At 71.9% G+C, this 14,792-nt stretch carries 8 protein-coding genes and 3 tRNA genes; 6 read left to right on the top strand and 5 right to left on the bottom strand.

The genetic code is table 11. The annotated features are described in order from the left end of the window. Positions 1-1,098: 1,098 nt before the first annotated feature. Both AMK24_RS12380 and AMK24_RS12385 read left to right on the top strand, forming a co-directional pair. Positions 1,099-2,388, top strand: coding sequence for a helix-turn-helix domain-containing protein (locus AMK24_RS12380; RefSeq protein ID WP_073768048.1), 1,290 nt, complete (start codon positions 1,099-1,101; stop codon positions 2,386-2,388). Beyond that, positions 2,357-2,611: a hypothetical protein gene (locus tag AMK24_RS12385; RefSeq protein WP_073768050.1), complete on the top strand. Its 255-nt coding sequence runs from the start codon at positions 2,357-2,359 to the stop codon at positions 2,609-2,611. Before AMK24_RS12380 ends, AMK24_RS12385 begins: the two co-directional genes overlap by 32 nt. 307 nt (positions 2,612-2,918) lie before the next feature. Here the strand turns inward: AMK24_RS12385 and AMK24_RS12390 are convergent. After that, positions 2,919-2,991 (bottom strand) — tRNA-Arg (locus AMK24_RS12390). A 265-nt stretch (positions 2,992-3,256) separates the two neighbouring features. Beyond that, positions 3,257-3,347 (bottom strand) — tRNA-Ser (locus AMK24_RS12395). A 337-nt stretch (positions 3,348-3,684) separates the two neighbouring features. Here AMK24_RS12395 and AMK24_RS12400 point away from each other — a divergent pair. Both AMK24_RS12400 and AMK24_RS12405 read left to right on the top strand, forming a co-directional pair. Then, positions 3,685-4,254, top strand: a complete 570-nt coding sequence (locus AMK24_RS12400; RefSeq protein ID WP_073768052.1) for an SSI family serine proteinase inhibitor — start codon at positions 3,685-3,687, stop codon at positions 4,252-4,254. Between the two features lie 319 nt (positions 4,255-4,573). Next, positions 4,574-8,923 (top strand): hybrid sensor histidine kinase/response regulator, encoded by a 4,350-nt coding sequence (locus AMK24_RS12405; protein WP_073768054.1) that lies wholly within the window; start codon positions 4,574-4,576, stop codon positions 8,921-8,923. Between the two features lie 93 nt (positions 8,924-9,016). On the opposite strand, the gene AMK24_RS12410 is transcribed toward AMK24_RS12405, so the two are convergent. Together AMK24_RS12410 and AMK24_RS12415 are read right to left on the bottom strand one after the other, a co-directional pair. Continuing rightward, positions 9,017-10,669 (bottom strand): long-chain fatty acid--CoA ligase, encoded by a 1,653-nt coding sequence (locus tag AMK24_RS12410; RefSeq protein ID WP_073768056.1) that lies wholly within the window; start codon positions 10,667-10,669, stop codon positions 9,017-9,019. Positions 10,670-10,869: 200 nt separating this feature from the next. Next, positions 10,870-11,433 (bottom strand): SigE family RNA polymerase sigma factor, encoded by a 564-nt coding sequence (locus AMK24_RS12415; RefSeq protein ID WP_073768058.1) that lies wholly within the window; start codon positions 11,431-11,433, stop codon positions 10,870-10,872. A 378-nt stretch (positions 11,434-11,811) separates the two neighbouring features. Between AMK24_RS12415 and AMK24_RS12420 the strand changes: the two genes are divergently transcribed. Both AMK24_RS12420 and AMK24_RS12425 read left to right on the top strand, forming a co-directional pair. Further along, entirely contained in the window at positions 11,812-12,717 is a 906-nt protein-coding gene (locus AMK24_RS12420) for a bifunctional DNA primase/polymerase (protein ID WP_073768060.1), read from the top strand. 266 nt (positions 12,718-12,983) lie between these two features. Then, entirely contained in the window at positions 12,984-14,243 is a 1,260-nt protein-coding gene (locus AMK24_RS12425) for a GTP pyrophosphokinase (protein ID WP_073768062.1), read from the top strand. 280 nt (positions 14,244-14,523) lie between these two features. On the opposite strand, the gene AMK24_RS12430 is transcribed toward AMK24_RS12425, so the two are convergent. Continuing rightward, positions 14,524-14,610, bottom strand: a tRNA-Ser gene (locus tag AMK24_RS12430). Positions 14,611-14,792 lie beyond the last annotated feature (182 nt).

A 14,792-nucleotide genomic window follows, 5' to 3' on the forward strand; every position in this document is an offset into this window, starting at 1 on the left:
ATTGTGGATCTCTGCTGTCGTTCAAGGGAGTTGAGGCTGACGGTCGACGTCACCGTAGGTCAACGCAACCACCCCAGGATGCCCACTCCCGTGACATGGAGTGCCGCCATCCTTCGATCGGGGAACGTGTCCCCGGAGGAGGCGCCCCTCGTGCACCGGCAGGAGCCCGGTCGTCCCAAGGCCCCGGAAACACCTGATTCGATCCACCAACGCCATCGACTCCATCCATGTGGCGCGCATCACTTAACCCTCCGTGAGGCGCACCCCAGGGCGAGCCGTGCCGCCCAGACCCCCGGGCACCGCCCGAAGGGCTGCCGCGCCCCCATGGACGACACATCGCGCAGCGCCTACCGGCTCTTTGCTGAAGACCCTTCTGAACAGCGGTTACGTATCCGTCCATCACGCAGACCCATTCGAGGTCTAGACAACCTCGCTAGAGCTACCGAACGGTAAGGGAAATGCGGAGGAAGCGCCTCCACTTTATGACTTTCACTCACTTACTACTTTGATCAAGGTGGTTGACGAATGGGCTCGGGATCCGACCACCCGTGCCTCTGACGAACCGGTAGAGTTCATGGTCAGCACCTCCATTCGAGTGGTCTCGGTCGGCGCTTCCGATCGGAGCCGACCGCTCCGAGGAGGGAGGTGTCGCGTATGGAAGCTACCCCGCCCAAGGGCGGGGAGAACCGGATCCGCAAGTTCGCCAAGCGGGCCCTTGGTTGGCTGACACTGCAGGGGCTCGCCGAGCTCATGCGTCGCCTGCTTCAGGACCTGTAACGACGAAGACCCCCTGCGGCAACAGGGGGCCCTGCGGAGCCGAAGCTCCTTTCGCCGGCCTCGTACCCCGTTCATGGTTTAGCTAGCCAAGGGGTACGGGGCCACTCTTCGTTGCACGAACACTCGTGACTCGCGTACAAGGGTGTTCGCCGCGCAGTACAAAGTCGCGCACTTCCCTGCCAACATCCAGTAGGCGGGCCACTGCTTTGCAATGATGCCCAGGTCAGGGCTTCGTGTCCACCCAAGAGAAGCTCTTCGCGTTCCCAGTGTACGTCCCCCTAAATCGGTCCCTCTTCCAGAGGCTCGGGAGGGTAGAGAGGCATGACCAGAGGACAGACCCGCTTCGACCCCGACGCTCTTCGAAAACTTCGGTCCGCCTACACGGACGCGGCGGGGAGGCTCCGCCCGCTCAGCGCGGAGGCACTCGGTGCCATGATCGGGGCGAGCAAATCCCAGGTTCTGGCCTACGAACACGGCCGCCACGTCCCTGACCCGAAGCGCGTCCGCGCGCTCGCGAAAGCGCTGGGCGTCCTCCCTGAGCAACTGATGCTGGAGGGAGGGCGCGAGGCATGGGACGTGGCCGACATCCGCAGGGCAAGCGGGCTGCGGGCGCGGGACGTCCTCGACGCTCTCGGGGTTTCACCGAAGTCGTACCGCCGCTTCGAGGTCCAAGGGATCGTGCCGGCAAGACGCCCCCGCTTCCTTGACGATGTCGCTTCCGCGATCCGGATATCGCATTCCGACCTGGACAAAGCCATGAACAATATTCCGCAGGTGAAGTTCCGCCGACGCCGGTGCGGTCTGCTCATATGGAACCTCGCAGAGAAGTACGTCTACCCGCCGGGCCCCTGGGTCGGCCCTTCGACCGCCGATGAAGAAATAGCAGAGATCTCTTCTCTCTACGGGCGGCCTCCGCAACGAATACGGCGGATACTTTCCCACTCGCTCGAAGACCTGCGCCACAAACTGCTGCGACTGTACAGAGAACAGGTGGTCGCCCAGTACGATCTCGATCCGGCCCGACAGAATCGGGCGCTCGCCGCCGTTGACACATGGAACGACATTTTCCATGGCGAGCTCGGGATAATTCCTGAGAACATGGAACGTTTTCATCGCAGCGCCCAATCCTCGGACGGGTGGCAGGCACTGATCGATCTCTCGGAGTCGGAAGCGGCAGGTCCGGATGGACCCTGGGTCCTTACTGCGGTTCTCCCTGATGCCGCAGCAGCGGCCTCTCTCTCCCCCTTCCTGATCCGCCGCAAGGACTTCCGAGGATTGCTCGGCATACAGCTGACGTCCGCCGGGCAGCACCACGTGCGTAGGTTCACAGAATTCTACGCAGCCCTGTTCCCCACGCTCCGCCGGCCTCGGCCGCCTGCGAGGGGGTACGGGAACGCCCGCGCGATTCGGCTCGGCTTCGGGGGCGTCAACGATATTCGGCAGGATCGGCTCGTCATCCCACCGCGGGCTTATGAATCACTGGCCAAGCGTGCCGACCCCAGCGGAGGCGTGGTTCTCCCGGTGGATTCACTGACGCAGCTCGTTCTGAATCTTTCGGCGACCAATAAGCCTGTGACCGTTGATCTGGCGACGGGAGGCGGCCCTCGGTGAAGACGGGGCCCACCGCTCCGAGCCCGCCCTCGTCCCCACCCTGACCCGGCACGGACGCGGCACCGACAAGGTTTTCGCCCCCGGGCTTCCCGACAGCCTCGTGGACGAGGCCGCCGCTCGGGCCGCCAAGCTCGCCGCCGGGTATGCCCCGGTCCACGCCATGCCGTACGCCCCCACCCGGCCCACGGACATACGCCCCGAGGCCGTCGATCGCCCCAACTGATGCCCCAACACTTCGCTGTCCTGCCCGGACCCGAGGTCCAGACTTCGGACGCGTCCCGTGGCCGACCGCGGCACCATGGGGCCGGCCCCATGGTGCCGACCGCCACTTCCTCCCGACCGGCCCTTCCGAGCGGCTGCACCGATCGGAGGGCCGGTCTCCTCCGACTTCAGCCGCCCAGTACATGGGCAGAGAGGGAGAAGGGCGCACGCGATGACCGCCACGGGGCTGACGCGGTTGCTGTAATTCGCTGCTGCACAGGCAACGCGAGAGGCCCCCAGGATCTCTCCTGGGGGCCTCCGGCCTGCTGTGCACTCGGCAGGATTCGAACCTGCAACCTTCTGATCCGTAGTCAGATGCTCTATCCGTTAAGCTACGAGTGCTTGGCGTTCCGGGCTTTTTTCTCCCCGGTCGGCGTTGCGAGAACAACATTACATGACCTGCGCCGTGACGCGAAATCCATTAGCCCCACCGCGCCTGACCTGCGGAAACAGTGTCTCTGGGCTCATCTCGGCCATGTTCCCCCCGCCCCGCCCCGGCCTCTCCGGACCTCCTCGACCCGTCCCGGCCCGGCCGCCTCCCCGCGACGACCCCCGCGCCCGGAACGGCCGAAGCCCCGTGCCAGGGGCACGGGGCTTCGGGGTGGAGCGGAGGCGGAGGGATTTGAACCCTCGATGGGCTTTAAGACCCAAACCGCATTAGCAGTGCGGCGCCATAGACCGGACTAGGCGACGCCTCCTCCACACACCTCGCGCGGACGCGAGTGGTGCGTGCAGATGATGACACAGTCGAACGCCGTGCCACCAATCGCGGCCCACGTTACTAGTCCTCGGGGGGCCGGGGCAAAGCAGTTCGGCGTGGTGGCGCAACGTCCTGGCGCGGCGCGCGTTAGAGAGGGGGGGCGGGGCCCGGGTCTCCGTCCGCCGTCGCCTCCGTGAGTCGTCGCCGGCTCCGCGAGTCGCCGTCGTCCGCCCGTCGTCCGTCGTCTTCCGTCAGCCGGGGTGGCCGGGCGGGTCCGTGATCGTCCGTGACCGTCGCCCGCGGCCGACCTCGCCGCAGAGAACCTGGAGCTTCCCATGGTGCGCCGTCTCGTCCTCACCGCCGTCGTCTCGCTCGCCGCGCTCGCCACCGCCGTGCCGGCGTCCACCGCCTCCGGACCCGCGTCCTCGGGGCCGGCGCCCGCCGCCGTGCCCACCTCCGGCCCGTTCGCCGCCCCCCGGCCCGCCCTGGGGCCGCTGCCCATGCCGCTCCCGCTCCCGGGGTTCCCGGTCGACGGGGCGGGGGAGGAGCCCGGCGAGGTGGACGAGACGCGGACCCGGCTCACCGTGAGCGTGGAGAACACCGGTGTCCCCGGGGCCGACGGGACGTTCGAGCTGGAGTGCGGCCCCACCGGGGGCACCCACCCGGAGGGCCAGGCCGCCTGTGACCGCCTGGCGGAGGCCGGGGCCACCCGGTCGGGACGGCAGGAGCTGTTCCGGGAGACCCCCGAGGGCACGATGTGCACGATGATCCACGGCGGCGACGCCTTCGCCCGCATCGTGGGCACCTGGGAGGGCCGGGCCGTGGACACCACCGCGAGCCGCCGCGACGGTTGCGAGATCGCCCGCTGGAACAGCCTCGTCCCCGTGCTCCCCGACGTTCGCTGAACCGGGCCGGGCACCCGGGCGGTCCCGGAGTGAAGACGCGCGCTCCCGACGGCGCCCGGGGCGCTCCGGCACATACCGCGCGCCCCCCGGAAGACGGGGGTCGCGCCGCGCGTCCGCGCACGTCATCAGGTGCGCGGACACTCGCTCCAGGGGCCCTCGGCGTACCCGGCGCGCACAGAACCTTGGTGAGAGCTCCCCCTCATCCGCCGTCCCGGGGGCTCCCCCTGGCCTTAGACTCCTCCAGTGACAGCCCGCGGTCCGAGGGGCAAGATGGGGCCCGCTGTCGGCAAGGTGCGGTAATCAGGGAGGAAGCGTCGTCGTGAGCAGCAGGCCGTCCCGAGGCACTGCTCGCCTCGCAGCCATACTCGATGCCCTCCCCGACGGGCTGCTGCTCGTCAACTGCAACGGCACCGTCGTCAACGCCAACGCCATCGCCATCGACATGTTCGAGTCCCCGGGCACCGCGCTCGTCGGTCGCGGACTGCTCGACCTGCTGCCGGAGTTCGACTCCCGGCTGATCCCGGGTTCGATGCGCCGGCCCGAGACCACGGACGAGCAGGGCAGGACCAAGCCGACCCGGATGATCGCGCGGCGCACGGACCGCCGCGAGTACCCGGTCGAGGTCACCAGCGCGAGCCTCGACAGCCGCCAGGCCGCGTACAACGAGATCCACTCCAGCTACACCGGCGACGAGCTCCTCATGATCGTCGTACGGGACCTCTCCGGCACCGTCGACACCGAGGCGGAGCTGGCCCGTTCCCAGCGGCAGACCGAGATGATCCTGCGGGCCGCCTCCGAGGGCGTCGTCGGCACGGACACCGACGGGCGCGTCGTCCTGGTCAACCCCGCCGCCGCGCAGATCCTCGGCTTCCGGGCCAGCGACCTCGGAGGCCAGGAGCTGCACCCGCTGGTCCTGCACTCGCGGGCGGAGGGCGAGCCGTTCCCGTACGAGGACTCCCCGCTCGCCGACACCCTCAGGTCGGGGCGCAAGCACCGGGTGCGCGGGCAGGTGCTGTGGTCCAAGAGCGGCGCGCAGGTGCCGGTGGACCTGACGACCGCCCCGGTACGGGACGGGGACCAGCTCGTCGGCGCGGTGATGACGTTCACCGACCGCCGCCCGTACGAGGAGTTGTCCGCGCAGCACACGAGCGTCGTCGCCGAGCTGACCACGAGCCACGCCGACGAGGTCACCGCGCTCAAGGAGGCGCACGCCGCCGAGATCGAGGCGCTGAAGGAAGCCCACACCGCCGAGCTCGCCGACCGCAGCGAACGGTACGCCGCCGAGATCGAGGGCCAGGCCGACCTGCTCGCCTCCCTGGGCGCCCAGCACGCCCAGCTCACCGCCGTCCTCGGCGGTTCGCTGCGCGGGCCCCTGGAGGAGCTGCGGGGCGAACTGTCCACGCTCGCCTCCGACCCGGCCGGACAGTTGTGGCCCGAGGCCAACCAGATCCTGCACCACCTCGCCGCCGGGTACGCCCGGATGACCACGCTCGTCGACAACGTCCTGGGCTTCCAGCGCCTGGACGCGGGCCTGGAGGGGCTGCACAAGGCCCCCGCCCTAGTCGAGGGGATCGTGAAGGGCGGGATCGACGGGGCGGTCGAGCTGATCGGTCCCGGTCGCGCCCAGTTCGCCGTTCACACCCCGCCGATCGAGGCGGAGGTCGACGCGCGTCAGCTGGCCACCGCCATCGCCCATCTCGTCGCGGACGTCTGCGGGGTCGACTCGACCGGAAAGGCGCGGGCCGTCCCCGGGGGCGGTTATGTCGACTCCACGGTCGTCGTGGCCGCCGCCCAGCGCGGGGACGTCGTACGGATCGAGGTGCGCGGGCCCCACGCCGGGGGCGACCCGGTGCACGAGCCGATCGTGCGCGGCATCGTCCGGGCGCACGGCGGGGTGCTCCAGACGCACGAGATGCCGGGGATGAGCGGCAGTGCGTACGTCCTCGACGTGCCCATCGGCGCCGCGTCCGGCACCATCGCGCCCCCGGAGGCGGACGGGGCCGGTCCGGCTCCGCAGCCCGCCCCGACGACCTCCTCCTCACCCGAGGGCCTCGGCGCCCCCGGCGTCACCAGCGGCGGCCGTCGCCGGGCGCGCCGGTCCTCCACCGACGCGTTCCTGGACGGCTCCGGCGGTACGCCGGAGGATGCCGGGGACCAGGCGACCGGTGCCGCGCCTCCCGCCCCCGACGACCGCCCGGACGCCGCGCCGACCGGGCGGCGGCGGGCCCGCCGGGGTCCGGCCGCGCCCGAGGAGCAGGCCGCCGAGCTGATCCCGGCCCAGCAGGGCGAGGGGTCCGGACGTCGGCGCGGCCGTCCCAGCCCGGCCGAGGCGGCTCCGGGCACGGCTCCCGGCGCCGCTCCGGGAGAAGCCGCCGCGCGGGAGCAGCGGGAGACCCGGCCGCAGCGGAGCGCGCTGGCCCTGGCCCCCGCAGCGTCTTCCGGGCCGTCCGAGGGGGCGGTCGTCACCGCCGCCGAGAACGCCCAGGGGGGTGGTCGTCCCCAGCTCGGACAGACCGTTCCGCCCCAGGGGGTGTCGGTGGGCCCCCAGCAGCCCGTTCCGCCGCACGGGGTGCCGGTGGACCCGCAGCAGCCCGCTCCGCCCGCCGGTCGGCGGGGCCGCCGGGAGGGCGAGAACCTCGCCCTCCCCGCCCTCGCGTCCGGCAACGGCGGCGTCCCCGAGGGCGGGCCCGGCCCGGAACCGTCTCCGTCCGACCGTCGGCCCGGCGGCCGGCAGGCCCGGCGTGCGCTGGCCGCCGCACAGGAACGCACGGCCGCCGAGGCCGGCCCGCGGACCGCCTTCGCACTGCCCCCGGCCGACGCCGACCGGGCCCCGATCGCGCCCGAAGCCCCGGCGGCCCCCGCCCCGGGGGCGAGCGCGCACCACGCGCGTACCGCACCGGAGGCCGGTCACACCCCTCCCCAGGCGCACCCCGTCGCCCCGCCGCACGTCGGCCCGCAGGCGGACGGACCCCCGGCCCAGGGAACCCCCGCCCCCGGGACCGCCGGGCCCGGTTCCGCCGACCGGAGCGTGCCCGCGGCACCCCGGCCCCCCGGGGCGGCGCCCGCCCCGGACCGTCCCGGCACCGGTGTACCGCCGCAGGCCCCGGGCCCCGCGCCGTGGGGTGGGGCGGGACAGGACGTCCCTTCCGGCACCGGTACCGGCGAGGGCCCGACCGCACACGCCACCGGCACCGCCTCCGTCGCAGGGCCCGGCACCGGGGCGGGCCCGGCCGTGCACGGGCCCGGCGCCGGGGCGAGCCCGACCACGCACGCCACCGGCACGGCGTCCGTTGCCGGACCGGCAGCGCACCCGGGCGACGGCGAGGCGGGCGCTCCGGCCGCGGACGTGCGGCGGCAGCCGCTGCCGGCCGAGGAGCCGATGCCGGAGGGCGTCCACCCCGATTCGACGCAGGGACGGGCCTTCAGCGTGCGGACGCTGGGACAGGGCGTGCCGTTCTCCCAGCACCTCGCGCACCAGCAGAACCAGCCGTACCAGGGTGTCGGCGGGGCCGGCCGGCGGCGCAAGCTCGCCGCCCCGCCGGAGGGCGACCGGGCCCCGGCCCGGCCCGCCGGAGGTCAGCACGCCCCGTCCCAGCCGAACCCGTCCCAGCCGATCCCGCCGCAGCAGCCCCGCCCCCCGCAGGATGGGCCGAGCGGCGTTTCCGTGCCCGGCTCCCAGCCCGGCCCGGCCCGGGGGGCCGCTCAGCCGGACACGTCGGACCAGCCCTCCCGGCCGGGGCCGGGCGAGGACCAGCCCGGCCCGGGGACCGGCGCCGGTGTCGCCTACGGCGAAGGGCAGCTCATCGCGGCCCCCGTCGCGGAGGGGCGCGCGTACGCCATAGGGGCGCCCGACGAGGGGGCCGAGGGGCCCGAGCCGCTGGACGGGCCCGGAGGCGCGGTCGAGGTGGCCAACCGGCCGCACCCGCGGCCGATGGACGACGAGTTGCCGCCCGAGCCGCTGGACAACCCGCGTCGGCTGCTGGTCTGGCCCGCCCCCGACGTACCGACGCAGCAGGCGCTCAGCGACCGCGGCTACCGTCCGGTGATCGTCAACTCCCGTGAGGAGGTCGACGCCCAGATCGCCGCGTTCCCCGCCGCGCTCTTCGTCGACCCGCTGACCGGCCCCATCACCCGTACCGCCTTGCAGTCGCTGCGCCAGGCGGCCGTGGCGGCCGAGGTCCCCGTGCTGGTCACCGCCGGTCTCGGCCAGGCGTCCCGGGAAGCGGCGTACGGGGCCGACCCGGCCGTCCTCCTCAAGGCGCTGGCTCCGCGCGACAGCGAACAGCACCCCCCGCGCGTCCTCCTGATCGAGGAGCACGAGGAGATCGCGGCGGCCCTGACGCTGACCCTGGAGCGGCGGGGGATGCAGGTGGCCCGTGCGGCGACGGACAGCGAGGCCGTCGAGCTGGCGGGCCGGATGCGGCCGAACCTCGTGGTGATGGACCTGATGCAGGTACGTCGTCGGCGCGCCGGGATCATCGACTGGCTGCGGGCCAACGGACAGTTGAACCGCACTCCGCTGGTCGTCTACACCTCGGCCGGGATGGATCCGGCGGAGCTGTCGCGGCTCGCGTCGGGGGAAACCGTTCTCTTCCTCGCGGAGCGGTCCACCAGTGACGAGGTCCAGTCGCGGATCGTCGACCTGCTGGCGAAAATCGGCACCAACTGACCGCGCGGGCCGTGCCCACGGCAGGGCGGGGGCGGTACGGGGATCCCGTACCGCCCCCGCCCTGTTTCACGTGAAACATACGGCTCGACGGGCTCAGAGCCGGGTGACGTCCAGCTCGCCCTCCGCGTACTGCTTGCGGATCACCTTCTTGTCGAACTTGCCGACGCTCGTCTTCGGCACGGCGGGGATCACCGACCAGCGCTCGGGAAGCTGCCACTTGGCGATGCCCTGTTCGGCGAGGAACGCCTTCAGCGCCTCGTAGTCGACGTCGGCGGCGCCCTCCTTGAGAACGACGGTCGCCAGGGGCCGTTCACCCCACTTCTCGTCCGGTACGGCGACGACGGCCGCCTCCGCGACCTCCGGGTGGGCCATCAGCGCGTTCTCCAGTTCGACGCTGGAGATCCATTCGCCGCCCGACTTGATGACGTCCTTGGCCCGGTCGGTGAGGGTGAGGTAGCCGTCGGCGCTGATCACTCCGACGTCGCCGGTCTTCAGCCATCCGTCCTCGCTGAACTTGTCCTCGGGCCGCAGGTGCTCGCCGTCCGCCCCGCCGTAGTAGGCGGCGGCGATCCAGGGGCCCCGGACCTCCAGCTCACCGGCCGACGCGCCGTCCCACGGCAGGTGTTCGCCGGCCGGGCCGACCAGCCGCGCCTCGACGCCGGCGGGGAAGCGGCCCTGGGTGACCCGGTAGGGCCACTGCTCCTCCTCGCTCAGCCCGGCGGGCGGGTGGGCCATGGTGCCGAGCGGCGAGGTCTCCGTCATCCCCCAGGCGTGGCAGAGGCGGACGCCCAGCTTGTCGTACGCCTCCATCAGCGAGGGCGGACAGGCCGCGCCGCCGATGGTCACGTTGGCCATGGAGGTGAGGTCGCGCGGGTTGGCGGTGACCTCGGCGAGGAGGCCCTGCCAGATGGTGGGGACCGCGGCGGCGTGCGTCGGGCGCTCGCGCTCGATCATGTCGGCGAGCGGGGCGGGCTGGAGGAAGCGGTCCGGCATGAGCATGTTGACGCCGCTCATGAACGTGGCGTGCGGCAGGCCCCACGCGTTCACGTGGAACTGCGGCACCACGACGAGGGTCGTGTCCTTGTCGGTGAGCCCCATCGACTCGGTCATGTTGACCTGCATCGAGTGCAGGTAGATGGAGCGGTGCGAGTAGACGACGCCCTTGGGGTCGCCCGTGGTGCCGGAGGTGTAGCACATGGCCGCCGCCTGTCGTTCGTCCAGCTCCGGCCAGTCGAACGTGGTGGGGCGGTCCGCGATCAGCTCCTCGTACTCGTGCACGCGCGGCGCGACCCCGGCGAGGGCCGAGCGGTCGCCGGGGCCGGAGACGACGACGTGCTCGATGCTCGGCAGGTGCGGCAGCAGCGGCACGAGGAGCGGCAGCAGCGAACCGTCGACGATGACGACCCGGTCGTCCGCGTGGTTGACGATCCAGGCGAGCTGTTCGGCGGGCAGCCGGAGGTTGAGGGTGTGCAGGACGGCGCCCATGGAGGGGATGGCGAGGTAGGCCTCGACGTGGACGGAGTTGTTCCACATGAGGGTCGCCACCCGCTGGTCGCCGTCGACGCCCAGCTCGTCGCGGAGGGCGTTGGCCAGCCGGGTGGCGCGCTCCCCGATCTCGGCGAAGGTCGCGCGGTGCGGTTCGGGTTCGCCGGTCCAGGTCGTGACCTGCGACTTCCCATGGATCGTCATCCCGTGGTGCAGGATGCGGGTGACAGTCAGCGGTACGTCCTGCATGGTGCTCAGCACGGCGTCCTCCCGGGAGCGCTACGCGGCAGTAAGGTTGCGCTGATTCTGCGCACATACCACGCGGTATGTCACTACTCGCGGGAGAGAATTCCTGGCCGGGAGCGCATGCCGCCCCCGGTGCGGTCCGGAGCCAGCAGCCCGCGGCCTGCGGTCAGCGGCCTGCGGTCAGCGGCCTGCGGCCTGCGGTCAGCGGTCAGCGGTCAGCGGACCGGAGCCAACTCCGGATCCTCGCGGAGCTTGCCGAGGGCGCGGGAGACGGCGCTCTTAACCGTACCGATCGACACGCCGAGCACCTCCGCCGTCTGCGCCTCGCTCAGGTCCTCGTAATAGCGCAGGACGACCATGGCGCGCTGGCGGTCCGGGAGTTTCAGCACCGCCCGCCACATCGCGTCGTGCAGCGACTGCCGCTCCGCCGGGTCGGGCGCCGGGACGGCCTCCCGCTCGGGCAGTTCCTCGCAGGCGAACTCGTCGATCTTGCGCTTGCGCCACTGCGAGGTGCGGGTGTTCACCAGGGCCCGGCGGACATAGCCGTCCAGCGCCCGGTGGTCCTCGATCCGCTCCCACGCCACATACGTCTTGGCGAGGGCGGTCTGCAGCAGGTCCTCCGCGTCGCAGGGGTTCGCGGTGAGCGAGCGCGCGGTACGCAGCAGGACCGGCCCCCGGGCCCGTACGTACGAGGAGAACGACGCGTACGGTGCGGGGGCGTGGCGGGCGGCGGTGGCAGAGGCCGCCCTGGAGGCGCCCGTGCAGACTGGCGTGGTCATGTACTCCACGCTAGGAGCGGGGGCCGCCGGGGGGATCGCCCCCAGGTCCCGAAGCGTCGTCCGCCTCAGGTTGTAGAGGGCGGGCGCCCCGCACCTCCTCCAGGTGGACGAGGCTCCGCGCCGCCCTCAGGGTCCGCCCCCGGGTCCACCCCGGGGACGGACGCCGCCGCGCGGCCGTCCGCGCCGGGCTCCCGGCCCGCCGCCGGTACGCCCGCACCCGCGGCGGCCAGGGCCCCCGCCGCTCCCGCCGCCCGGTTCACCGAGGCGCCCCGGATCTGCCGGGCGGCCTCCGCGATGCCGTTCACCCCGGAGGGGTGCGCCTCCCGGCCCCGGCACCGCCCCCTTCCCTTCCTCGAACGCATGTACGAAAATAACTCCATGGCCACCGACCGGCAGACCCCCACCCTGGCCCTCGCCCACGCCCTCGCCGCCGCCGGGCGCGGCCTCCCCGTCTTCCCCCTCTCCGCCGCCAAGGTCCCCGCCCTGCGCTCCCCCCACCGCGACGAGCGGCGCCCGGCGCACTGCCGGGGCGAGTGCGGGCTGCCGGGGCACGGGGTGCACGACGCCACCACCGACCCCGCGGCCGTACGGGCCCTCTTCGCCGCCGCGCCCCGGGCGACCGGCTACGGCATCGCCTGCGGCCGCGCTCCACACCGCCTCATCGGCATCGACCTGGACGTCGACCCCGCGTACGGCAGCGACGCCGCCGGCTCGCTCCGGCAACTGGCCCTCCAGCACCTGTTCACCATCCCGCCGACGGTCACCGTCCTCACCCCGAGCGGCGGTCGCCACCTCTGGCTGACCGGCCCCGCCGACGCGGCGGTCCCCAACTCCGCCGGCCGCCTCGCCCCGGGCATCGACATCCGCGGCAGCGGCGGCTACCTGGTCGGCCCCGGCTCGGTCACGGCCCACGGCCGCTACCGCCTGGCCCCCGGCACCGCCCATCTCACCCCGGCGCCCTGCCCGCGCGCCCTGCTCCGCCTCCTCACCCGGCCCCGGCGCACGACCGCCCCCTCCGCCGGTCCCGGCGCCTCCCGCCCCCCGGGCCATCAGGGCGAGGGCCTGGTCCAGTTCGTCCTGGCCGCCCACGCGGGCCAGCGCAACACCCGCCTGTTCTGGGCGGCCTGCCGCGCTTACGAACACGGCTTCGGCGACGCCCTGGTGGACGCCCTCACCGCGGCCGCCGTACGCACCGGCCTCCCGGAACACGAGGCCCGCGCCACGATCGCCTCGGCGGCGCGTCTGACCTCGGGCCGGGACGGACAGACGGACGGGGCGGCCTGACGGAACCGGCCCGGCGGCCCCTGCGGCCCCGGCCCGCGAAGAAGGCGGCCACGGCCGGCCCGTCCGGAACGACCTGGTCGCCCTCCAGCCGCGTGCCGTACCGCCGTTCGCTCCGCGAGCCCTTCCGCAGGCTCCGCTCCCCGGCGGTCGCACCTGCCGTGCACGCAGGATGCGCCGTTCCGCGAACCCTGCCGGAAGGGCTGAGGCATTCTGTTTTCACCGCGAGCGAGCACACCAGGTGGCCCCCATGGTCAGGCAGGTACGAAATGAGCCTTATCGACGATTTCATGTCCCGGTACATCAAGGAATACGATTTTTATAACCAAGCCGCACAGTTGGCGGCCCAGGTCCTGGAGAGGGATCTCCGGACGTCGGGGATCCGGTGCATCGTCACCCATCGCGCGAAGGACATCTCCCGGCTCGCCGACAAATGCCGCCAGCGCGCCACCAAGGGGATCTACAACGAGATCCAGGACATCTACGACGACATAGTCGACCTGGCGGGGGTCCGCGTGGCCCTCTACTTCCCCGGGGAACAGGAACAGGTCGACAAGATCGTCCATCGGCTGTTTCATCTGCTCGAACCGAAAAGGGAGTTCCCTGCGGCGAGCCACCCGTCCCAGGACAAGCGGTTCTCCGGGTATTCGGCGGTCCACTACAGGGTTCAGCTGACCGAGCAGGAACTCAGCGACGCCAACCAGAGGTACACGAAAGCACGGGTGGAGATCCAAGTCGCCTCGGTGCTCATGCACGCCTGGTCGGAGGTCGAGCACGATCTCATCTACAAGCCCCTGGAAGGGGACCTGTCGAGCCAGGAGCTCCAGATCCTGGACCAGCTGAACGGCTTGGTCCTCGCAGGTGAACTCGCCCTGGAAATGCTCCAGAAGGCGGGAGAGAGCAGGGTCGCGACCACCGGCCGGTCCTTCCTGAACCACTATGAGCTCGCCGCCCACCTGCTCAGCCAGGCCAACGGCCTCCTCGGAGAACCGGTCGAGGACTCGGGGCTCGGTCGCGTCGATCTGCTGTACGGCTTCCTGGTCGAGCTGAAGTTCGACACGGCGTCACTGTTGCAGCCCTTCCTGGAGTCGCTTCACGGGAATCTGGAGGAGCGCCCGCTGGCCGAGCAGGTCATCGACGCCGTCATCGCCGCGGACACGTCCCGGTACGCCGTGTTTGATTCCATCCGAACGAGAATGGGTGAAGTGAAGGAGCCGCACGGGTCCGCCCGCGCCTCCCGCAACCACGAGATGATCGGACGGTTCATGATCGAGTGGGCCAGGTTCGAGGGAGTCGTCCGCGATGCCGTGCCGATGGAGGCGGAAGACGCCGCCCTGATCCCCCTGACGCGGCTTCTCCGCAAGATTCCCTACCTGGACGACGTCACACGGCGAGAGATAGACAACCTGCGGCGGATTCGGAACCAGCTGGTGCACGGCGTCAAGGTCCCCGGATCGGCGTTCCTCTCGGAGGCGCTCGAAAGACTGGAAGCCGTAACGGCGCGACTGAGCGTGCAAGGAGAAAACTGAGAGGGCGGAGGTCGTCCACCTTCCCTGGTTTCCCCGGCCCGGGAGAAGGAAAGCCTCCGCGACCGGCGAAAAGATCTTCCGCGACCGGCCCGCGTGCGCTCGGCCGCAGGAAGGGGCGCCGAACACGCCCGGGTCGGCGGCGCGCGCCCCTGAGCCGGTCGGCGGCGCGCCCCTTAAAGGTCCGGTGCGCCGGGGAGCCGAGGGGGAACGCGGTTTTCCCGGGAGTCCTGGCATGAAAACGGCCTCTGACCGGTTCACCTGGTCAGAGGCCGCGCACCTGCGGTGGGTGTGGGATTTGAACCCACGGTGACATCGCTGCCACGACGGTTTTCAAGACCGTTCCCTTAGGCCGCTCGGGCAACCCACCTGCGCCCCGCCCATCAGGAACGGAGCGGCTACAGCGTACCCGGATCACGGGCCGTGAGGGGTGGTGGTCCGTGGTAGGGCCGCAGCCGCTCGCTCCCTTACCACTTTCCGGGTCCATCGGCGTGCCGCCCGGGGACGTTCGACGGTCGGCACGCAAGGTGATGTACACGTACGGAGTGACCG

The sequence above is a fragment of the Streptomyces sp. CB02366 genome (genome assembly GCF_001905905.1).
Taxonomy (GTDB): Bacteria; Actinomycetota; Actinomycetes; order Streptomycetales; family Streptomycetaceae; genus Streptomyces.

What these genes read in the sequence shown, in the direction of transcription:
- AMK24_RS12380 (WP_073768048.1), top strand. Translation starts at nt 1,099, where the DNA reads ATGACCAGAGGACAGACCCGCTTCGACCCCGACGCTCTTCGAAAACTT.
- AMK24_RS12400 (WP_073768052.1), top strand. Translation starts at nt 3,685, where the DNA reads ATGGTGCGCCGTCTCGTCCTCACCGCCGTCGTCTCGCTCGCCGCGCTC.
- AMK24_RS12415 (WP_073768058.1), bottom strand. Translation starts at nt 11,433, where the DNA reads ATGACCACGCCAGTCTGCACGGGCGCCTCCAGGGCGGCCTCTGCCACC.
- AMK24_RS12420 (WP_073768060.1), top strand. Translation starts at nt 11,812, where the DNA reads ATGGCCACCGACCGGCAGACCCCCACCCTGGCCCTCGCCCACGCCCTC.
- AMK24_RS12425 (WP_073768062.1), top strand. Translation starts at nt 12,984, where the DNA reads ATGAGCCTTATCGACGATTTCATGTCCCGGTACATCAAGGAATACGAT.